A 20,708-nucleotide genomic window follows, 5' to 3' on the forward strand; every position below is an offset into this window, starting at 1 on the left:
GGGTTAAAGTTTGCCGCACGCGCGGCCGTCATGAGGTGGGGCGGGGTGGGGCTTAAGCGCTGAGGCCGAGGTCTTCGTGCATTACCTGGGCCAGGAGGTCCTTGCCGGCGAGGTACCGTTCAAGGTCGTTCAGGGCTGCATCCGACATCCTGCGCGTTTCGGTGCCGAGGGAGCCTGCGATGTGCGGGGTGATGATGACGTTGGGAAGGTCGTACAGCACGGAGTCCGCGGGCAGGGGCTCGGGTTCCGTGACGTCAAGCAGCGCGGTGATGCGTCCCGTGGCGCACTCCGCTTCGAGTGCTTTGGTATCAAGGAGCGAACCGCGTGCGGTGTTTATGAGCGTTGCGTGGTCCTTCATGGCGCGAAGCTCCCGTGTGCTGATCATGTTGCGTGTTTCCGGCAGGGCCGGTGCGTGGATGGTGACGACATCGGACACCGGCAGGAGTTCTTCAAGGGTCACCAGCCTTCCGCCCGCGGCGGCCACCTCGAGGGGATCGGCGTAGGGATCGCTGACCAGGCAGGTAACGTCCTGGAGTTGCTGGACCAGTTGGACCACCCTGCGGCCGATGCGTGAGAAGCCGATGACGCCCACCACACGGCCGATGTTTCCGAGCTCGCCCCGTTCGGTGGCGTAGCGCCAGTCATCACGGGAGAAGCGCGCATCGTTGGCGAGAACCTGGGCCTTCTTGCCGGCCAGGACGATCGATGCGAACGTGAATTCGGCAACGGGGATCGCGTTGGCGTCGGCTCCGTTGGTCACGAGGATGCCCCGGTCCCAGAGTTCTTGGCTGACGAAGCCCCGGACCGTTCCCGCGCAGTGGAAGACGGCGCGCAGCCTGGGCATACGCTCCAGCCGCTCTGCGTTGAGATGCGGCACGCCCCAGCTGGTGAGGAGGATTTCAACCTCCTCCAAACGTCGCGCGAGTTCGGGTGAGTCCAGGGAATCCGTCCACGGCTGACCGCCGAGGTCGACCAGTCCTGCCAGCCGGTCCAGCCGCGTGGAATCAAACTGGTCAGCAAAGGTTCCGCTATTCATTACCAGCAGTGCCTGGGGCTTGAGCGACATTGAGGGGATCCTCCCTTCGAGTTTTGGGTGGCCTGCTCGGCCGGTTATTTATGTGTTGCATCACATCTAATAATCAGTACATACTCATAAACAAGACAATTCATTCAACCCAATCGAACTCGAACCGAAACGATCAGATTCGAACAAACGAGGGACGAATCCACTATGGCAACAACCCCCGGCACCGCAGCCGTGGAAGCGCCGCCACTGTCCAGCACGCACCCGCTGCGCGCAGCGTGGGGCCGTAAAGCTGACGCCTCTGCACTGATTGAGGCACTCCATGGTTCGAGGCAGCGCCTCATCGTGCGTCCCGCGTCCCACGGCGTGTGGCAGCTCGCTGGCTCCCGACCGCTGGGGAAGTTGGCCGCCCGGGCGGAAGGCGAGAAGGGGAGCCCGTGGCCCCAGCCGCTGGTGTCCCAGTACGCGAGGTACTTCCGCGATGGAAATCGCACGTTTTATGAGGGTCTCGTGGCGGATCGCCAGCAGCGGCTGACCCGAGCCGTCGTGATGGCTGCTGTTACCGGAGAGCCTGGCTGGCTGGATGAGGCTATCGACGGGGCGTATCTCCTGTGCGAGCAGAGTTCCTGGAGCTGGGCCGCGCACGACGACGTCAATAGCCGCGCCGGGGAGGTGGTCCCCGACCGTTCGCGCCCGTATGTGGACCTTGGCGCAGGCGAGGTTGCGGCGCAGCTGGCCTGGCTGGACCTGGTGCTGGGCGAACGGCTGGACGAGCGGGCACCCGGGCTGCGGAAGCGCCTGCGGCACGAGACGCACCACCGCGTGATCCGGCCTTTCCTGGACCGCCTTGACTGGCACTGGCTCGGCCTCGACGGGGATGTCCACAACTGGAACCCCTGGATCCACTCGAACATCATCGTTGCTGCGCTGCTCCTGGTGGACGATCCGGCACTGCAGGCCCGCACCATCGCGCGGTGCATCGAGGGCATTGACCGTTTCCTCGCCTCCATTCCGGAAGACGGCGCCATCGACGAGGGTTTCGCCTATTGGTGGAACGGCGCAGGCCGGGCGTTGGAAGGCCTCGCCGTCCTGGAACAAGCCACCGACGGGCTGCTCGACGTCGACCTCCCGGTCATCCGTGCGCTGGCCGCCTTCCCGCACCGCATGCACCTCGGCCACCGCTGGTTCCTCAATGTTGCCGATGGCCCGGCACGCGCAGCCGAGGGGCTCCCGTGGGACATGCTGCACCGGTGGGCCGTTCGCCTGGGCGACGCGGAAGCCGCGCAGCACGCGGCGGCCTTCGCCGGCAAGGAACCTGATGCGACGGCGGGACTCGGCCGGGTGTTGCACTCGCTGTTGGCACCCCGTCCGGAGGCCGGCGGGAAGCACCAGACTGGGCCGCCGCTGACGGCCTTCGCCTACCTTCCGTCCGTGCAGATCATGGTGGCCCGGCAAACTCCGGGCACCGTGTCCGGCCTGACCCTGGCAGCCAAGGGCGGCCACAACGGCGAGCACCACAACCACCGCGACGTCGGGTCGGTGGTGGTGGCCGTCGACGGTGTGCCGTTGCTCGTGGACGCCGGCCAGCCCACCTACACCGCCCAGACTTTCGGACCCGACCGCTACGAAATCCGGGCCATGCAAAGTGCCTGGCACAGTGTTCCTGCGCCGTTCGGGCTGGAGCAGGGGACCGGGAAGGAGTTCGCCGCGACAGTCCTCCAGGAGCCCGCGGCGGACGAACCGGCGCTTGCCCTCGGACTCGGCGCAGCCTACGGGCTGGGTCACGCCGAACAGTGGATCCGCACGTCGCTGCTCAACCGGGAACAGGGCACGGTTGTCATCGACGATCGCTGGTGCCTGCCTGAGCGGCCGCCAGGAGGGCTTCCGCCCGGGGGAACGGACGACGTCGACATCAGCTACCTTGTCGCCGGAACCCTGAGCGTCGGCAACGACGCCACCGCAACAGTCCTGCCGCACGGCATCCCGGGCGGTGGTGAAGGCTGGGGCGTCCGGTTGCGCTGGAAGCCGGCCACCGCCGTCGTGCTGGTGGACGAATGGGACCTTGACGATCCGCTGCTGCGGGACGTTTGGGGCGAAAAGTTGACCCGCCTGCGGTTCCGCATGCCGGCCGAAACCCGCGCCTCCGGCGCATTCACCCTCACTGTGGAGGCAACGAATGAGTACTGAATCAGGCCCGGAAGCGGGCGGCAAGTCCCTGTTCTCGCTCCAGCGCCGTGAGCGGCTCATGGAGGAACTCCGGGCGCACGGCGCGATCACCGTGCGCGACATCGCCGCGAAACTGGGCGTCAGCGAACTGACCATCCGCCGCGACGTGAACACCCTCGCGGACGAAGGACTGGTGTCCCGCGTGCACGGCGGCGCCACGCTGCCCAGCCCGCTGGACCGTTCTGCGGCGATGGGCCGGCCGTCATCGCACAGCTACTCCATCGGCATGGTGGTCCCATCCCTGGACTACTACTGGCCGCAGGTGATCAGCGGCGCCAGAGCCGAGGCCGAGGAGCAAAACCTGCGGATCCTGGTCCGCGGTTCCGCTTACGACGCAGCCGACAACCGCCGGCAGGTGCAGGCCCTGCTCGACACGCAGAACATCGACGGGCTGATTGTGGCCCCGGACATGACCGGGGACCGCGGCCAGGAGCTGCTTCGTTGGTTGAATGCGCTGCCCATTCCGGTGGTGCTGGCCGAGCGCCGTGCGCCCGGCGACAACCCGGCGCACCGCCTTGAGTGGGTTGCCACTGACCACGCGTTCGGCGCCGGCATGGCGGTCCGGCACCTGTGGCAGGAAGGCCACCGGCAGATCGGCTGCCTCACCGATTCCTCCAGTCCCACCAGCCCCCACGTGGTGCGTGGATGGCGGCAGGCCATGAAAGCCCTCAAGATCCCGGTGGAAGACTCCATCCATGAGGATTCGGCCCAGCTGGTCAACGGGGACCGGGCCGCGCACTTCGACCACGTCCTCGAGCTGTGCAAGAAGACGGGAACCACGGCCATGCTGGTTCATTCGGACACCCAGGCGGTGGCGTTCGTGCAGCACTGCGTGGATAGGGGACTGCAGGTGCCGGGGGACATGGCGATCGTGGGGTACGACGACGAAGTGGCCTACCTTGCCGAGCCCGCCATCTCTGCTGTCCGGCCGCCCAAGCAGTATGTGGGCAAGGTTGCCGTCCAGCTCATGGCCGCCCGCCTGGCGGAGGGGAGGATGCGGCCGGTACACCGCATTGAGCTGAACCCGGAGCTGATCCTTCGTGAGTCGTCGGTCGGCGCGCCACGCGTTCCTGCCGAAGGCGCGCTTCAGGACTCCCGGTGACCGCGGCCGTGGCTGCGCCGCGGGCGCTGGTGTTGAGCGGCGCGGGGCGGTACGCGGATCCGTGGCACCCCTTCGCGGAAACCTCCGCGGCCCTTGCGGAACTCCTCCGGGAAGCGCGTTTCGGCGTGGAGACGGCCGACGACGTCGACGCCGCCCTTGCCGGGCTGGCTGCCCCGACAGGGTCATCCCTCTCGGGTCTTCCCGACCTGCTCGTGGTGAACGTCGGCCTCCCGCGTGATGGCGGGCCTTCGCCCGGAACGCCCGAAGCTTCGGCAGGTCTGCGGCGCTGGCTGGCGGACGGCAGGCCCATGCTGGTGAGCCACGTCAGCTCCACCAGTTTCCTTGACGCCCCTGAATGGGCGGACGCGCTGGGCGGACGCTGGATCCGCGGAACGTCCATGCACCCTGACTACGGCCCAGCATCGATTCGCGTGCGGACGGAATCCGGTGACCTGGTTGAGGGCATCACGGACTTTGAGCTGATGGACGAGCGGTACAGCTACCTGCAGACAGCGCCTGTCATCAACGTCCATGCCACGCACACTCACGACGGCCTCGAGCATCCGGTGATGTGGTCCCTGGACCGGGGTCCGGGCCGGACGTTCTACGACGCCCTCGGCCACGACGCCGCCTCCTACGAATCCCCTGAGCACCGCGAGGTCCTGCTCCGTGCCATCGCGTGGCTCACCGCCGGCTAGCCTTCCCGACCGCCAGCCCTCCAACCCTGAGGACCCCATGCCATCCACAGCGACCCCGTTTGCCCTGACCCTGCCCGCCCTGGACCGCGGGCTTTCGCCGCACACCGGCCTGACCCGCGTGCACTGGTGCGCCTACGCCGACTATCTGCTCCGCTCGGCCCAGCGCTACGGCACCGATGACCACGCCAACATCCACCTGCCCGGCGCCAACAGCGCCTATGGCCCGCGCAGCGACTCGCTGGAGGCCTTCGCCCGGACCTTCCTGCTGGCCTCCTTCCGGATCGCCGGCGACCCGCAGGAAACAGGCTGGATCGCAGACTGGTACGCGAAGGGCCTGGACGCCGGCACCAACCCCGGGAACCCGGACCGCTGGCCCACGCCCGGTGAATTGGGCCAGGCGAAGGTGGAGGCGGCGTCGTTGGCCGTGGGGCTGGCACTGACCCGGGACGTGTTGTGGGACAAGCTCCCGCAGCGGGTCCAGGAGCAACTGGTCGCGTGGTTCGAAACGGTGATCGGTGAGGAGTACCCGCCCATCAACTGGGTGTGGTTCCAGATTGTGGTGGAGACGTTCCTTGCCAGCGTCGGAGGACGATATTCGGACGGAGACATCGACGCCGGGCTGGCCATCCATGATTCCCTCTACCGCGGCCACGGCTGGTTTGCCGACGGCCCCGAGCGCGCCTACGACCACTATGTGGGCTGGGCCTTCCAGGTCTACCCGCAGCTCTGGGCGCTAATGGTCCCGGACGATCCGCGGGTGCAGGCCAGGAAGAAGCTTGACGGCGAGCGGCTCGCCGACTTCCTCGACGACGCCGCCTGCCTTGTCGGGGGCAACGGTGCGCCGCTGATCCAGGGACGCAGCCTCATCTACCGCTTCGCCGCCGCCGCGCCCTTCTGGGCGGGTGAGCTTTCGGGACACACCCGGCTGGCGCCGGGGATGAGCCGGCGGGCCGCTTCCGGAATGCTGGACTATTTCGCCCGCCGCGGTGCGATCACCGGGAGCGGCCTGCTCTCCATCGGCTGGCACGGCGAGTTTCCCGGAATGAGGCAGTCCTATTCGGGCGCCGGCTCGCCGTACTGGGCCGCCAAGGGGTTCCTCGGATTGGCCCTGCCGGCGGATCACCGGGTGTGGACCACAGTCGAGGAGCCCCTCCCCGTGGAATCGGGCGATATCCAACGGCTCATCACCGCCCCGGGGTGGCAGGTGGACGGAACCGCGGCAGACGGCGTGGTGCGCATTCGGAACCACGGAACGGACCATGCCAATCCGGGGGTTGAGGCGGCAGACTCACCGCTTTATGCACGCCTCGGTTACTCGACGCACACCTTCCCGGACCTTGAACCGGAATCCCTGGACAACGCCGTCGTGCTGGTGGACAGCGAGGGCCGGCTCACGCACCGCACCGGTTTCGAATCCCTCGGCCAGAGGGATCTCGGCGGCGTCCTCGCCGGCGCATCCCGGGCCGGCACCAACTGGATTGCGGTTGATCCCGACGGCGGGCCCGACCACGGCAGCGGAGCCACAGGGACTGCGACCCGAGGCCCCGAAGTGACAGTGGTGTCACTGACCAGGGGAGCGGTGGAACTGCGGCTCGTCCGAGTCCGCGGCGCAGCCCCGGACACGGACACCAGGTTGCGGATCGGCGGCTGGCCGGTGGATTCCGCGGCCTCCGTAGCCAGCGGGCTTCGTCCACTCGCCGGGTGGGGCTCACCGCTTGGGGACGCCGGAACCTGGCGGCGTGAGGGTCCGCATCCGATGGGGGAGGGCCTGATCATTCCGTGGGTCGGCACGTCGGGGCCGGTGGCGGACGGTGACTACGCCGCCGTCGTCGGGCTATATGGAACGGGCACGGAACAGGCCTTGGACGGTGCCGTTTTGGTCGACGGGGGACCACGGTTCGAGTTCGCGGACGGCACCTCGGTTGACCTGGGCGCCGTATGGGCGGATTTCACCGCACCATAAATTTCACAGCATGGCATGGCATGGCGCTGACGGCACCGGCTCAGCGGACCTCAAGGATCAGCTGGAGCAGCCGTGCCGCGGCGGGGCGGGCCGCATGTTCCTCGTTCCACTGGGCCCTGGCCACGGCCTTGCTGACCGCCTGGGTGGTGATGCCAAGTTCCTGGGCAACAGCCTTTTGCTGGCCCCGCACTCCGGGCGTCAGCAGGTCCAGGACACGCCACTCGGCCGCGCTGCGGCCGTGAACAATGTGGCCGAGCAGCTTCAGGACAGCCTCAGCTTCAGCCGCGAGGTCTGCCAGCGGGCCGTCAACCGCGACGGGGACGCGTTCCTTGCCGTTACGCAGGCGGTTCACGGCACGGCGGGCGTAGATCAGGCCGTGCCCGCTGGCGTCCTTGATCTGGTTGGGCAGCGGCTCATTCACGGGACCTACGCCGATTCCCACGAACCAGCTGCCGCAGCGGAGGGCCACCAACGCTGCCTCCACGGCCTGGTGCGGGAACTCAACGATGCCCTGGACCTCGTCCTCAACGGAGCGGTCAAAGTCAAGGCGCGCCGGTATGTGCCGCAGGTCCTTGAGCAACTGCGGAACCCGGTCACCGTCGCGCCGGCTGTCCGTTTGGTTGATGGTCAGCGTGAACATTGTGGATCACAGAATACCCGGTGGCCGTCCTTCCGGGCCTACCACTGCACGGACGTCCACGGCCGTGAACTTCGCGTCAAAGGTGTCCCCGCTGCCGCCTCCGAGTGCGGAGGCGAACGCCATCAGCATGTAGGCGGGCGCGAACGACCAGCAGACGGCACGCCAGCCGCCGAGCCAGGCGCCCGACGTCGTGCCGTCCGTGATTCTGACAGAACGCATCCCGGCTGCCGCATCACCCAGGCTGCCAACCGCACCGCAGACCATGCCGTAGCCGAAGAGGACCAGGAACCACACGGTCGCCAAGGCCGCAAAAAACAGCCAGTCGCTGGATAGCAATGCCAGCGACAGCGAACCCAAGGCAAAATTCTGGACCAAGGAATTCAGCACGGCCATCAGGATTCCCGAGACAGCCAAGACTACGAAGGCATCCCAGGCGCGGCCCCAGAAATGCGGCCAGCCCGGCATGGGCACGTAAGAGGCCCCGGAGACGGTGTGCCGGCGGACCGGGCGTCCGCTGGCCGGGTCGATCAGTGTGGTGCTTCTTTCATGGACCCTTGCCACGGTGGCTTCCCCTTATTCCAGCGCCGAATCAAAACAGAATGAACTTACCCCGGGACGCGTTGCATCGCGATGGGCAGGACAACCCACCCGCGCATAGGTTGTGCCCGTGCCCCGAAGATGTTGCGATGGGGGAGGACGCTGCCGACGGCGGCATTGACGGAAACGGAGGACCTCCATGGCCGACGCCCTGAGTGGGGACACAGTCAGTGACACCAAGACACACGGTACAAGGACTGAAACAAGGGACAGCAGCGAACTCGGGCTCGTGGACCGCTGGTGGCGGGCGGCGAACTACCTGTCCGTGGGCCAGATCTACCTCCGCTCCAACCCGCTGCTGCGCGAACCCCTCCGTGCGGAGGACGCCAAGTCCAGGCTCCTGGGCCACTGGGGCACCACCCCCGGACTCAACTTCGTCTACGCCCACCTCAACCGGGTCATCCGGCGGGACCGGCAGGAGATGCTGTTCATCGCCGGACCCGGCCACGGCGGCCCCGCCGTGGTGGCCAACGCGTGGCTGGAGGGCACCTACTCGGAGATCTACAGCAACGTGGGCAACGATGAACCGGGGCTTGCTGAACTGTTCCGGCAGTTCTCCTACCCGGGCGGCATCCCCAGCCACGCCGCTCCCGAGACTCCGGGCTCCATCAGCGAAGGCGGCGAACTCGGGTATTCCCTGGCGCACGCGTACGGGTCCGTCTTCGACAATCCGAAGCTGATTACCGCCGTCGTGATCGGTGACGGCGAGGCGGAAACCGGGCCGCTCGCGGCCAGCTGGCACTCGCACAACTTCCTGGACCCCGTGGCTGACGGCGCGGTGCTGCCCATCCTGCACCTGAACGGCTACAAGATCGCCAACCCCACCATCCTGGCCCGGATGCCCGAGGCACAGCTGGAACAGCTGCTGCGCGGCTACGGCCACAAACCGTACTTTGTCACCGTGACGGATCCCGACGACGTCGAACGGGCCCACCGCGACTTCGCCGCTGTCCTGGAAACCTGCCTGGCCGATATCCGCGCCATCCAGGCCGAACGCCGCAACGCCGGCGCCGTGTCGCCAGAGGGCGCCGGTGACGACGCCGGGGCCGCCCAGTGGCCCATGATCGTGCTGCGTTCGCCCAAGGGCTGGACCGGCCCCAAGCAGGTGGACGGCAAGCAGGTGGAGGGCACCTGGCGGAGCCATCAGGTGCCGCTGTCCGAGGTCCGCACCAATCCGGAGCACCTGGCCCAGCTCGAACAGTGGCTGCAGTCCTACCGGCCGGGCGAGCTGTTCGACGACGCCGGCCGGCTCCGCCCCGACGTCGCGGAAAACGCTCCTGCCGGGGAACTGCGGATGAGTGCGACGCCGTACGCCAACGGCGGCATACTGCTGCGCGACCTCAAACTGCCGGACTACCGCAAGCACGCGGTCGAAGTGCCCGTGCCGGGGGTGCAGCGGGTCAGCGCCATGATCACCCTCGGCGGCTGGATGCGGGACGTTGTAGCCCAAAACCCGGAGACTTTCCGGCTTTTCGGCCCCGATGAGACCGCGTCCAACCGCCTCCAGGACGTCTACGACGTCACCGACAAAGTCTGGCAGTACCGGATCGACGACGTCGACGAGCACCTTGCGCGGGCCGGCCGCGTCATGGAGGTGCTCAGCGAGCACCTCTGCCAGGGCTGGCTGGAAGGCTACCTCCTGACCGGCCGGCACGGAGTCTTCAGCTGCTACGAGGCCTTCATCCACATCGTCGACTCCATGTTCAACCAGCACGCCAAGTGGCTCAAGGTCCACCGGGAGCTCGCCTGGCGCCAGCCGGTGGCATCGCTGAACTACGTCCTGTCCTCGCACGTGTGGCAGCAGGACCACAACGGTTTCTCACACCAGGACCCGGGTTTCATCGACCACGCCGTTAACAAAAAGGCCGAGGTCATCCGGGTCTACCTGCCGCCGGATGCCAACACGCTGCTCTCCGTGATGGAGCACTGCCTAGGGTCCAGGGACTACGTCAACATCGTGGTCAGCGGAAAGCAGCCCTCACCCACCTGGCTGGGACCGGCTGATGCCGCCCACCACTGCCAGCGGGGACTGGGGATCTGGGAATTCGCCGGATCCGAGGTGCCGGGCGAAGAGCCGGACGTGGTGCTTGCCTGCGCCGGAGACGTTCCCACCGTTGAGACCGTCGCCGCCGCGGAGTTGCTGAAGGAAGGCGCCCCGGGGCTGAAGATCCGAGTGGTCAACGTGGTGGACCTGATGCGGCTTCAGGACAGCAGTGAACACCCCCACGGGCTGAGCTCACGCGACTTCGACGGCATCTTCACGGCGGACAAGCCGATCATCTTCGCCTACCACGGCTACCCGTCCCTGATCCACCGGCTGGCCTACCGGCGCACCAACCAGGAAGGCCTGCACGTCCGCGGCTACAAGGAAGAAGGAACCACGACTACGGCGTTCGACATGGCCATGCTCAACGGGATTGACCGCTTCCAGCTGGCCATCGATGCCATCGACCGGGTTCCCGGACTGGCAGAGCGGCACTCCCTGCTGCGCCAGTCGCTGCAGGACCAGCGCATCCGGGCCCACAACCACACGCGCAGCCACGGCGAGGACATGGAGGAGATCCGCGACTGGACGCTCGGCGGGTAGCTCGCCTGGACGCTCGGCGGCTAGCCCCGGGGGGTAGCCCGCAGGGCGCCGGCTACCCGGTCCCGGTCCTGCGCAGGTCAGCCAGCGGGCCGGAGGGCACATGGATCCAGCCTTCGCTGAGGGCCGCGGCGGCATGGGTACCCGGCGGCACCAGAGTCTGGCGGAGGCTCACGGCGCGGGCCGTGAGCGAGGCGATGACGGCGTCGAACATGTCGTCAGAGGCCTCGAGGGCATCACGGTATCCGGCCAGGTCAAGCCAGGGCGCAGCGGAGGTCAGGCTGTCCAGGATCAGGCCCAGCCGCTCCGCCTCCGCGGTGCCGCGCCCTTTGTAGCCCCGGGCGTGGATTCCCCAGAGTTTCAGCGACGCTGCCGGGTAGACCTCCGCCAGCCGGCCGGAGCCGTCCCTTGCCTGCGGACCGTAATCCAGCGCGATCTTGGCCTGGATGACCGCGCAGCGCATCGCAGGATGGGCCAGCCGGTCCGCGGAGACGCTGAGCGGAATGAGGCCGGTGGCGCCGGTGACGAACCTGTCGGTGTCCCGGTAGGCCAGCAGCCGGCGGCCCGCAATCCCGTCATGGTCAAGGACCGGATGCGCGTCGAACTTCAGGTGCCCGGCAAGGAAGGGAAGGAGGGCGTCCGGCCAGCCCACCGGGCAGTCGATGCCCGTCATGTCGCTGGCGCCGAACAACTCCACGATCTGCTCGTCGGTGACGTCCAGGGAGAGGTGGACCAGCCGCGCACCACCTTGGGTCCATTCGAGCACCGCCGCCGCGGTCTTCCTGGTGGCCGCAGCGAGGTCCACGCCCAGTGTCCTCACGGGTCAGGCGGAACGGTAGCGGAGTGTGCCGGGGAGTTCTCCCCGGCTGTCGAGGCCTTCCCCGGAGGCGAACCGGGCCCAGACGGCGCGGAGGGCACGGCCCTGAGCGTCGATGTCGTCCCAGGTGGCGCCCGCGACAAGGCCGGCCGTGGCCCACGTCTGTTTGTTGCCGAACAGCAGCGGCAGGTCAACGGTGTGGGCGGCCCCAAAGAAGTTCCCGGGCGCGGCCCAGGTGAGCACGTAGCTGTACGCTTTTCCTCCCGCCCGGGCGTGCCGCCGGGCGAACTTCCGGGCGGCCCGGCCATAGACGGCTTCAGTCACGGCCCGGCTGACTGCGTTGACGGCGGCGGTTCCGACCACCGGGATTTTGGCCAGGCGGCCGGCAACGGGGTTTCCCGGCAGGAACATGCGCGCCTCGTCGGCAGTATGGCCGATCAGGACCTCGATTCCGGGTGCGGCCGAGTTCCATGCGGCTTCAATCTCGTGTTCCGGCGGCAGCGGTGCGTGTCCGTACTGCGTGCCGAAGGGCATGGCGGCCTTGAGCCCGAACTTCCGGGCCACCTGAGAAACACGCCCTTCAATGGCAACAACGTCCATCGCGGGGGTGTCTTCGGTGACATGTTCCGCTGCGACACCCATTGCGGCGCTCATTTTCTCCCGGCCCCGGGTGATGCCCAGGGGCGCGCTCTGGATGATGGCGCGCTGGAACAACGAGGAGGCCTCCGGGGTCGCCATCAGGTGGGCGACGGCGTCGCCTCCTGCTGACTGGCCAAAGGCGGTAACGCGTTCCGGATCGCCGCCGAAGGCATGGATGTTGCGCTGCACCCAGCGGAACGCCTCCAGCTGGTCCAAGAGGCCGAGGTTTCCGGGCCGGCCCGTACCGGTTGCCAGATATCCGAACAGGCCCAGGCGGTACGTCACGGATACAACGATGACCCGGTTCTCGGCGACCAGGGTCTTCGGATCGAAAATGGCCAGGTCGCCGGAGCCCGAGGTGTAGGACCCGCCGTGGAGCCACACCATGACAGGGATGCGCTCGCCGTCGGCAAGGTCGGCCGGGATAGTGATCGAGAGGCGCTGGCAGTCCTCGCTGCCGGGAAGCTCACCGTAGCGGGTTCCGAGGATGTCATCGAGGAACGGCACCGGGCCCTGCGGGCACGCGGGGGACAGCGAGGTTGCTGCCCGGACCTCGGTCCAGTCAGGTGCACTGGCCGGCGGCTGGAAGCGGCCCGCCGTGGCGTACGGGATGCCCGTGGCGCGCACGACGTCGCCGTCGCGCCAGCCGGTGACCGGCCCGCACGGAGGACTAAAGCGCGGGGGATTAAAGGAAGGCACGGAAGTCACAAGGCAACGATTCCACAGATTTACTGGTGCCGGGCAACAGAAATCCCCGCCTCCCGGACCTTTCCCCCTCGCATGATGCGGGGATTTGTCCGGGGGACGGGGATCCGTGTCGCAGGCCGCACTAACGCGTACCTGCCGGCGGAAATTAGTGGCCGGCGGCCGGAACGTAGCGCTTGATGGAGGCTTCCAGCTCGGCTTCGGCAGCGGCGCGGTCGCCCCAACCTTCAGCCTTGACCCACTTGCCCGGCTCCAGGTCCTTGTACCGGGTGAAGAAGTGCTCGATTTCCTTGATCAGGTATTCGCTGACGTCGCTGACCTCTTTGATGTGGTCGAAGCGGGCGTCGGTGGGCACGCAGAGGACCTTGGCGTCCCCGCCGCCGTCGTCGGTCATGTTGAACACGCCGATGGGGCGGGCTTCAACGATGACGCCCGGGTGCAGATCGAAGTCCTGCAGGAGCACCAGTGCGTCCAGCGGGTCGCCGTCTTCGCCCAGCGTGTTCTCGAAGAAACCGTAGTGGGTGGGGTACTGCATGGACGTAAACAGGACACGGTCCAGGCGGACGCGGCCGGTCTCGTGATCGACTTCGTACTTGACGCGTGATCCCTTGGGGATCTCGATGGTCACGTCATGCTTCATGGAATGCTCCTCGACTTCAGGGTGTTCGCGGCACACAGAATGACCAGCAAAAGGAGTGTCGGTGCCGCCGACTACTATTGAGGATATAGCGATAGGCCCAGGTTTCATGAACTAGTGGGGACATTTCAGGACTATAAGGACCAGCAGCAGCATGAAACGCATGATGAGCCACGTGGCCAGCCATCCCTGGACGGCCATCATCAGGCGGCAACTGCCGCTGGCGCTGCTAACCATCCTGATTGTGGCGCTCGCCGTCCCGGCGGCCATGCTGGTGGCCCCTGCCTTCACCGGCCGGGGCCCGGAGCCGGAAAGCACTGAGTCCGCTGTTCCCGCCTGGCAGCAGGTTCCCCGGGACCTTTCCCTCCCGCAGGGAATTGCGCCCCTCAAGGACTCGGCCCCCGTGCCCTGGCCGGACACGCTCGGCGCACAGCTCAACACCACACTGCAGGCCGACGGCGGCGGGTCCTTTACCGGCGTGGTGCAGGACGCCGCCACCGGGCAGGTGCTGTTCGACCGCGGGGGTGCGGAAGCCCGCGTGCCCGCCTCCAACATGAAGCTCCTGACGGCCGCCGCCGCTGTCCGTGCCATCGGGCCGGACCAGCGCTTCAGCACCAAGGTGGTGTCCGGGGCTGAGCCGGGGTCGGTGGTTCTCACCGGCGGAGGCGACGTCCTGCTCGGTGCAGGGGTGTCGTCCCCGGACACCGTGATGGGCCACGCCGGACTGGCCACGCTGGCCCAGCTCACCGTCAAGGCCCTGCAGGAAAGCGGCATCAAGGGTCCGGTGCAGGTACGGCTGGACGATTCCCTGTTCACCGGTCCGGCGCTGAACCCCACGTGGAGCCCGGATGATGTAGCCGCAGGCGAGACCGCGCCCCTGTTCCCGCTCGCCCTCAACTCGGCCAGATACGACCCCGCCGTAACCACCGGACCGCGGCCTCAGGACGCCGCAATGACAGCGGCCGAGGCGTTCTCCGCCCAGCTCACGACGGCGGCCGCCGCCGCCGGGCTGTCCGTCATGCCCGGCGTCGTGCGTGGCCAGGCGCCGGAAACCGGCAAGGTGCTGGCCGAGGTCAAGTCCGCCACGCTCCGCCAGCAGGTGGACCTGATGCTTCAGACCTCGGACAACTACCTGGCCGAGGTGCTGGGCCGGCTGGCGGCGGTCGCCGCGGGACAACCCGGCAGCAATGACGGCGCCACGGCCACCGTGTTCAAACAGGTGCAGGACCTCGGAATCCCCACGGACGGCCTTCGCGTGGCCGACGTTTCGGGCCTGTCGCTGGGCAACCAGGTGTCGGCCGGGCAACTGGCCGAAATCGTCCGGGCCATCACCTCCGGCACGGAACCCAGCCTGCGCGCGGCCATCGGCGGCTTCCCCGTGGCCGGCCTGACCGGAACCCTGGGCAGCAGGTACACGGATGCATCGACGGAGCGCGGCGCAGGGCTGGTCCGGGCCAAAACCGGCACCCTGAACTCAGTGATTGCCCTGAGCGGCTACGTTGTGGACGCCGACGGGCGCCTTCTGGTGTTCTCCTTCATAGGCAACGGGCTGCAGCCCGGCGCGGCGGGCAACAGGACGGCGCTTGACCGCACGGCCTCGGCACTGGCCTCCTGCGGGTGCCGCTAGGCGGCAGCATCTCCTACTTCGGGCATCGCCGCGGAACTCACGCCGGCCTTGGGTGCCGCTTCCGCGGGGGTCCCAAACGCGGCGGTGCCCAGCAGGGCGGCCATCACCACGGCGGACAGGACGGACCTCCAGCCGGTGCTCTTCCCCAGGCTCAGCGGCGGGATCGGACGGTACGCAATCATCGGACTCTCCTTGGCGGTGTGGACTTCTGTACCAACTCTGGCCCGGAACATTTGTGTTCCTCTGTTCCGATCCTGTGCCCTGCCTGTGCGTTGAACCCGTTCGCCGGTCAGCGAACTTAAGGCGTAACGGCAGGGTGCTGTGATCTGATGGACGCTATGGAGTCAACTGCAGGCGATTCATCAGCACAGGCCCAGGCACTGATCAACTGGGAGCTCGCAGCGTCAACTGCCGCGCGCCTGGCTCCCGCCGGCCCGGCGCTGGGGTCCGCCGAAATCGGTGCGGCCGTGGAGAACCTGCGCCTTATGGCCGATATCTCCGTGCCGCACGTCCACGACATCACCGGCCTGGAAGCGGCACGGGACCTCCGTGATTCGTCGGTGCTGGTGGTGGACCGTGCCTCCTGGGCCAAGGCCAACACCCAGAGCTTTGCCGTCATGCTGAAACCGGCGATGGAGAAAATGCTCGAAGGCCGCCGCGGAACCATGAGCCCCGGTGCCGCTTCCGTGAGCGGAGCCATCACCGGAAGCCAGCTGGGCGCCGTGCTCGCCTTCCTCTCCAGCAAGGTCCTGGGCCAGTACGATCCCTTCTCGGCGCTCGCCGAGGACTCCACCGCCCCCGCCGCCGGGCGCCTGCTCCTGGTGGCGCCGAACATCGTCCAGGTGGAGCGCGAACTCAACGTTGCCCCCGAGGACTTCCGGCTGTGGGTCTGCCTGCACGAACAGACCCACCGGGTGCAGTTCGCCGCCGCACCGTGGCTCCGCCACCACATGCTCAACGAAATCGACAACCTCAGCGAACACCTGCTGGGCAACGTCGACACCCTCCTCGAGCGCGCATCGGCCGCGGCCCGGTCCCTCAAGGACCGCACGGCCGCCGGAACCGCGCCGGGCCGCGGCGCCATCCTGGACTTGCTGCAGGACCCTGAGGAAAAAGCCTCCCTCTCGCACCTGACTGCCGTGATGAGCCTGCTGGAGGGCCACGCCAACGTGGTGATGGACGCCGTGGATTCCAGCATCGTCCCGTCCGTCAAGACCATCAGGCAACGCTTCAACGCCCGCGGCAAGGACCGCGGCGTCGTGGAGAAATTCATCCGCAGCCTGCTGGGCCTCGATGCCAAGATGCGCCAGTACACGGACGGCGCCAAGTTCGTCCGCGCCGTGGTGGACGTCGCCGGCATGGAGGGCTTCAACCGGGTCTGGGAATCCGCCGGGAACCTGCCCACGGAGCCGGAAATCCATGACGCCAAGCTCTGGCTCGAGCGGATGGGGCTCTAGTTGTCCCAACCCGCAACCGGACGACGGCGTCCCGGCCGGCTGTCGCCCGTCGTCGGCAAGGCGCGCAAAATGTTGCAGAAGGCCCTGGCCGACGTCGGCTACCCCGGCCGGGTGCTCGTCGCCTGCAGCGGCGGCCCGGATTCCCTGGCCCTCGCCGCTGTCGCGTCCTACTTCGGGCGGCGCGGCCATGTTGACGGGCACCCTGTATCGGTGGGCGCCGTCGTCGTGGACCACCAGCTGCAGCCCGGTTCCGCCGGCGTCGCCGCCCATACCGCCGACGTCCTCCGTGACCTGGGGCTCTCTCCCGTGGACATCCGGCGGGTTGACGTCGCGTCCACCGGGATCGGCCCCGAAGCCGCAGCCCGGGACGCCCGCCACGCCGCCCTGGAGGAAGCCGCCGCCCTGGCCGGTGCCGGCGCGATCCTCCTTGGCCACACCCTGGACGACCAGGCGGAACAGGTGCTGCTGGGACTGGCGCGGGGCTCCGGGACACGCTCGCTCGCGGGAATGCGGCCGGTCCGCGGACTCCTGCTCCGGCCTTTCCTGGGCCTCCGCCGCGCCGACACCCTGGAGATCTGCGCCGTCGAAGGCCTGGAGCCGTGGCACGATCCGAGCAATGCCGACCCGTCCTTTGCCCGGTCACGGACGCGCGTGGAGGTCCTTCCGATGCTGGAGGAAAAACTCGGTCCCGGCGTCGCGGAGTCCCTCGCCCGGACGGCAGCCATCCTGCAGCTGGACGCCGACTACCTCGACGACGTGGCGAACAGCACGTTTGAGCAACTGGCCGAGCGGTCCGGCGTCGAAATCAGTCTTCCCGAAACGGCGTTGGGCAAGCTGGCCCCCGCCATCCGGTTCCGGGTGATCGCCAAGGCGGCCGCCGCCGTCGGGGGCCAGCAACCGAGCTACCAGCGGCTGCTCGCCGCGGAAGCGCTCCTGCGCCGGCGGGGTTCCGCCGGTCCCGTGGAACTTCCCGGCGGTGTGAGTGCCTACCGGCTTTCGCTGGCGGAGATCCTCGCCGGCGAAGGGCGGAATCAGCCGGCCGGGGCGCATGATGCTGCCACCGGCGGTCCCCGCGAAGCCGCCCGCTGTGGGAAGCTAGTATTCCGGCTTCACAAGCCGCCCCAAAAATAGTCGCACCCGCATCTACACAGGAGCCATTGGTGGATTCAAACGACGTCCAGGCAGACCTCAAGCACGTTCTCTACACCAAGGATCAGATCCAGCAGCGGATTACCGAGCTCGCTGCAGAGATCGACAAGGACTACGAGGGCCGGGAGCTCCTCATCGTCGGCGTTTTGAAGGGCGCGGTGATGGTCATGGCGGACCTGGCGCGGGCACTTCACAGCCACGTTTCCATGGACTGGATGGCAGTTTCCTCCTACGGTTCCGGGACCCAGTCATCCGGTGTTGTGCGGATCCTGAAGGACCTCGACACGGACCTGATGGGCAAGGATGTGCTGATCGTTGAAGACATCATTGATTCCGGCCTGACGCTGTCCTGGCTCAAGACCAACCTGGAATCCCGCGGCACCGCCTCTGTGGAAATCTGCACCGCCTTCCGCAAGCCCACGGCCGCGAAGGTCCAGATCGACGTCAAGTACGTCGGCTACGACATCCCCAACGAATTCGTTGTGGGCTACGGCCTGGACTACGCCGAGAAATACCGCAACCTGGACTTCGTGGGCACGCTGGCCCCCCACGTCTACGAGTAGGCGCACTCCCCGGGATCCCTCCCGGCCGGCTGGGCCCGAAAAGGCCGCGGCCATGCACCGCTACGCCTAGAGGGAACTTTTGCCCTACACCGTGCGTGATTCACTCCGAACGGTGTATAGCTAGTAGCTGACGCAGCACCACACGCGCGCAGACCAGTCGCCGTGCAGCACTACCAGGAGGGACGGGGCCAGCCCCCGATCAGATGAAAGCTAAGAGTTTCTTCAAGGGCCCGGGCATCTGGATCGTAGTTGTGGTCGGAATGCTCCTGCTGGCCTTTGCCACGCTCGCCCCCGGCGGGGCTACCCGGATCGACACCAAGCCGGGCCTCGAGCTTCTTGCAGACAGCGGCAAGGTGGAACAGGCCAAGATCTTTGACGCGGAAAACCGCGTGGACCTTGTCCTCAAGGACAACCTGGTCATCGACGGCCAGGACAAGGGCAAGAACGTCCAGTTCTTCTTCGTCAACGCCCGCGCCGCGGATGTGGTCAAGGCAGTCACCGACGCCAACCCCTCAAGCGGTTTCACTGACCAGCCGATCGAAAACAACTGGTTCTCCGGGCTGTTCTCCCTCCTGATTCCGGTACTGCTGCTGGGCGTCCTCTTCTGGTTCCTGCTCTCCCGCATGCAGGGCGGCGGATCCAAGATCATGCAGTTCGGCAAGTCCAAGGCCAAACTGGTCAACAAGGACATGCCCCAGGTGACGTTCAGCGACGTCGCCGGTGCCGACGAAGCCGTCGAAGAGCTCCAGGAAATCAAGGAATTCCTCCAGGAACCGGCCAAGTTCCAGGCCGTTGGTGCCAAGATCCCCAAGGGTGTGCTGCTCTACGGCCCTCCGGGCACCGGTAAGACCCTGCTGGCCCGCGCCGTCGCCGGTGAAGCGGGCGTGCCGTTCTTCTCCATCTCGGGTTCCGACTTCGTCGAAATGTTCGTCGGCGTGGGTGCGTCACGTGTCCGCGACCTCTTCGAGCAGGCCAAGGCCAGCTCGCCCGCCATCATCTTCGTGGACGAGATCGACGCCGTCGGCCGTCACCGTGGCGCCGGCATCGGCGGCGGCAACGACGAACGCGAGCAGACCCTCAACCAGCTGCTGGTTGAAATGGACGGCTTCGACGTCAAGACCAACGTCATCCTGATCGCCGCCACCAACCGTCCTGACGTGCTGGACCCGGCCCTGCTCCGCCCCGGCCGCTTCGACCGCCAGATCACCGTTGAGGCTCCCGACCTCGTGGGCCGCGACCAGATCCTGCAGGTGCACGCCAAGGGCAAGCCGATGGCTCCCGGTGTCGACCTGAAGGCCGTCGCCAAGAAAACCCCCGGCTACACCGGTGCGGACCTCGCCAACGTCCTCAACGAGGCCGCCCTGCTGACGGCCCGCTCCAACGCCAACCTGATTGACGACCGCGCACTCGACGAAGCCATTGACCGCGTCATGGCCGGACCGCAGAAGCGCAGCCGCGTCATGAAGGAACACGAGCGGAAGATCACCGCGTACCACGAAGGCGGACACGCCCTGGTGGCTGCCGCCCTGCGGAACTCCGCCCCGGTCACCAAGATCACCATCCTGCCGCGCGGCCGCGCCCTGGGCTACACCATGGTGGTCCCGGAGAACGACAAGTACTCCATCACGCGCAATGAACTGCTGGACCAGATGGCCTACGCCATGGGCGGCCGCGTGGCCGAGGAAATCGTCTTCCACGATCCGTCCACCGGCGCCTCCAACGACATTGAGAAGGCCACTGGAACGGCCCGCAAGATGGTCACGGAGTTTGGCATGAGCGAACGCGTCGGTGCCGTGCGCCTCGGTCAGGGCGGCGGCGAGCCGTTCCTTGGCCGCGACGCCGGCCACGAGCGCAACTACTCGGACCAGATCGCCTACATCGTGGACGAGGAAGTGCGCCGCCTGATCGACCAGGCCCACGACGAGGCCTACGCGATCCTCACCGAGAACCGCGACATCCTCGATTCCCTGGCCCTTGAGCTCCTCGAGCGGGAAACCCTCAACCAGGCTGAGATTGCGCATGTCTTCCGGGACATCCGCAAACGCGACTTCCGCGAAGTGTGGCTCTCCAAGGAAAGCCGTCCGGTGCAGACCGCCGGCCCCGTTGAGTCCCGGCTGGAGCGGGCCGAGCGTGAGGCCCAGGAGGAAGCCAAGGAAGCCCGCCTGGAAGAGCCGCTGGACGCCCAGCCGCCCCACCCCCAGGGCGTAGCAAGCCAGGAGAACTTCGGCGGCGGTGTTACGGACGTCGGCGCCGACGGACCGCATCACGGCTAAGCTTCTG

Annotated in this window: 17 protein-coding genes; 10 read left to right on the top strand and 7 right to left on the bottom strand. The window is 67.4% G+C overall.

What is annotated here, in order from left to right; genetic code table 11:
- Positions 1 to 52 precede the first annotated feature (52 nt).
- Complete coding sequence (locus ACSQ1X_RS00915) at positions 53 to 1,066, bottom strand: hydroxyacid dehydrogenase (protein WP_436056310.1); 1,014 nt, start codon at positions 1,064 to 1,066, stop codon at positions 53 to 55.
- Between the two features lie 165 nt (positions 1,067 to 1,231).
- Here ACSQ1X_RS00915 and ACSQ1X_RS00920 point away from each other — a divergent pair, with 165 nt between their 5' ends.
- The 4 genes from ACSQ1X_RS00920 to ACSQ1X_RS00935 are packed head-to-tail and all read left to right on the top strand — an operon-like array spanning position 1,232 to position 7,013.
- Positions 1,232 to 3,211 carry a heparinase gene (locus ACSQ1X_RS00920; protein WP_436056311.1) on the top strand — a complete coding sequence of 660 codons (1,980 nt, stop codon included), beginning with the start codon at positions 1,232 to 1,234 and terminating at the stop codon, positions 3,209 to 3,211.
- Positions 3,201 to 4,352: a LacI family DNA-binding transcriptional regulator gene (locus ACSQ1X_RS00925; RefSeq protein WP_436056312.1), complete on the top strand. Its 1,152-nt coding sequence runs from the start codon at positions 3,201 to 3,203 to the stop codon at positions 4,350 to 4,352. The genes ACSQ1X_RS00920 and ACSQ1X_RS00925 overlap by 11 nt, the downstream gene beginning before the upstream one ends.
- A complete protein-coding gene (locus ACSQ1X_RS00930; RefSeq protein ID WP_436056313.1) occupies positions 4,349 to 5,050 on the top strand; it encodes a ThuA domain-containing protein in 702 nt (233 codons plus the stop codon). Before ACSQ1X_RS00925 ends, ACSQ1X_RS00930 begins: the two co-directional genes overlap by 4 nt.
- Before the next feature lie 37 nt (positions 5,051 to 5,087).
- The gene (locus tag ACSQ1X_RS00935; protein WP_436056314.1) at positions 5,088 to 7,013 is read left to right on the top strand and encodes a DUF2264 domain-containing protein; all 1,926 of its coding nucleotides are present in this window, start codon (positions 5,088 to 5,090) and stop codon (positions 7,011 to 7,013) included.
- Between the two features lie 40 nt (positions 7,014 to 7,053).
- Here the strand turns inward: ACSQ1X_RS00935 and ACSQ1X_RS00940 are convergent, their stop codons facing one another.
- Both ACSQ1X_RS00940 and ACSQ1X_RS00945 read right to left on the bottom strand, forming a co-directional pair.
- Positions 7,054 to 7,653 carry a MarR family transcriptional regulator gene (locus ACSQ1X_RS00940; protein WP_436056315.1) on the bottom strand — a complete coding sequence of 200 codons (600 nt, stop codon included), beginning with the start codon at positions 7,651 to 7,653 and terminating at the stop codon, positions 7,054 to 7,056.
- 6 nt (positions 7,654 to 7,659) lie between these two features.
- On the bottom strand, positions 7,660 to 8,214 hold the full coding sequence (locus tag ACSQ1X_RS00945) for a hypothetical protein (protein ID WP_436056316.1): 555 nt from the start codon (positions 8,212 to 8,214) through the stop codon (positions 7,660 to 7,662).
- Between the two features lie 175 nt (positions 8,215 to 8,389).
- On the opposite strand from ACSQ1X_RS00945, the gene ACSQ1X_RS00950 reads away from it, so the two are divergent.
- The gene (locus ACSQ1X_RS00950) at positions 8,390 to 10,837 is read left to right on the top strand and encodes a phosphoketolase family protein (protein WP_436056317.1); all 2,448 of its coding nucleotides are present in this window, start codon (positions 8,390 to 8,392) and stop codon (positions 10,835 to 10,837) included.
- Positions 10,838 to 10,889: 52 nt separating this feature from the next.
- Here the strand turns inward: ACSQ1X_RS00950 and ACSQ1X_RS00955 are convergent, their stop codons facing one another.
- From ACSQ1X_RS00955 to ACSQ1X_RS00965, 3 genes are all read right to left on the bottom strand, one after another.
- Entirely contained in the window at positions 10,890 to 11,654 is a 765-nt protein-coding gene (locus ACSQ1X_RS00955) for a DUF429 domain-containing protein (RefSeq protein WP_436056318.1), read from the bottom strand.
- 3 nt (positions 11,655 to 11,657) lie between these two features.
- A complete protein-coding gene (locus ACSQ1X_RS00960; protein ID WP_436056319.1) occupies positions 11,658 to 12,998 on the bottom strand; it encodes a carboxylesterase family protein in 1,341 nt (446 codons plus the stop codon).
- Between the two features lie 145 nt (positions 12,999 to 13,143).
- Complete coding sequence (locus ACSQ1X_RS00965; protein ID WP_055801965.1) at positions 13,144 to 13,635, bottom strand: inorganic diphosphatase; 492 nt, start codon at positions 13,633 to 13,635, stop codon at positions 13,144 to 13,146.
- Positions 13,636 to 13,786: 151 nt separating this feature from the next.
- Between ACSQ1X_RS00965 and dacB the strand changes: the two genes are divergently transcribed.
- Positions 13,787 to 15,259, top strand: coding sequence for a D-alanyl-D-alanine carboxypeptidase/D-alanyl-D-alanine endopeptidase (dacB, locus tag ACSQ1X_RS00970; RefSeq protein ID WP_436056320.1), 1,473 nt, complete (start codon positions 13,787 to 13,789; stop codon positions 15,257 to 15,259).
- Here dacB and ACSQ1X_RS00975 read toward each other — a convergent pair.
- Positions 15,256 to 15,441 carry a hypothetical protein gene (locus ACSQ1X_RS00975; protein ID WP_055801960.1) on the bottom strand — a complete coding sequence of 62 codons (186 nt, stop codon included), beginning with the start codon at positions 15,439 to 15,441 and terminating at the stop codon, positions 15,256 to 15,258. The genes dacB and ACSQ1X_RS00975 overlap by 4 nt on opposite strands.
- A gap of 156 nt (positions 15,442 to 15,597) precedes the next feature.
- Here ACSQ1X_RS00975 and ACSQ1X_RS00980 point away from each other — a divergent pair, with 156 nt between their 5' ends.
- The 4 genes from ACSQ1X_RS00980 (at position 15,598) to ftsH (ending at position 20,701) form a co-directional block, all read left to right on the top strand.
- Positions 15,598 to 16,716 carry a zinc-dependent metalloprotease gene (locus ACSQ1X_RS00980; RefSeq protein ID WP_055801957.1) on the top strand — a complete coding sequence of 373 codons (1,119 nt, stop codon included), beginning with the start codon at positions 15,598 to 15,600 and terminating at the stop codon, positions 16,714 to 16,716.
- Between the two features lie 69 nt (positions 16,717 to 16,785).
- Positions 16,786 to 17,847 (top strand): tRNA lysidine(34) synthetase TilS, encoded by a 1,062-nt coding sequence (gene tilS / locus ACSQ1X_RS00985; RefSeq protein ID WP_436056321.1) that lies wholly within the window; start codon positions 16,786 to 16,788, stop codon positions 17,845 to 17,847.
- 29 nt (positions 17,848 to 17,876) lie between these two features.
- On the top strand, positions 17,877 to 18,428 hold the full coding sequence (gene hpt, locus ACSQ1X_RS00990; protein ID WP_028270320.1) for a hypoxanthine phosphoribosyltransferase: 552 nt from the start codon (positions 17,877 to 17,879) through the stop codon (positions 18,426 to 18,428).
- A 203-nt stretch (positions 18,429 to 18,631) separates the two neighbouring features.
- On the top strand, positions 18,632 to 20,701 hold the full coding sequence (gene ftsH, locus ACSQ1X_RS00995; protein ID WP_436056322.1) for an ATP-dependent zinc metalloprotease FtsH: 2,070 nt from the start codon (positions 18,632 to 18,634) through the stop codon (positions 20,699 to 20,701).
- Positions 20,702 to 20,708 lie beyond the last annotated feature (7 nt).

This window comes from Arthrobacter sp. LjRoot78 (assembly GCF_964254335.1).
Classification (GTDB): domain Bacteria; phylum Actinomycetota; class Actinomycetes; order Actinomycetales; family Micrococcaceae; genus Arthrobacter.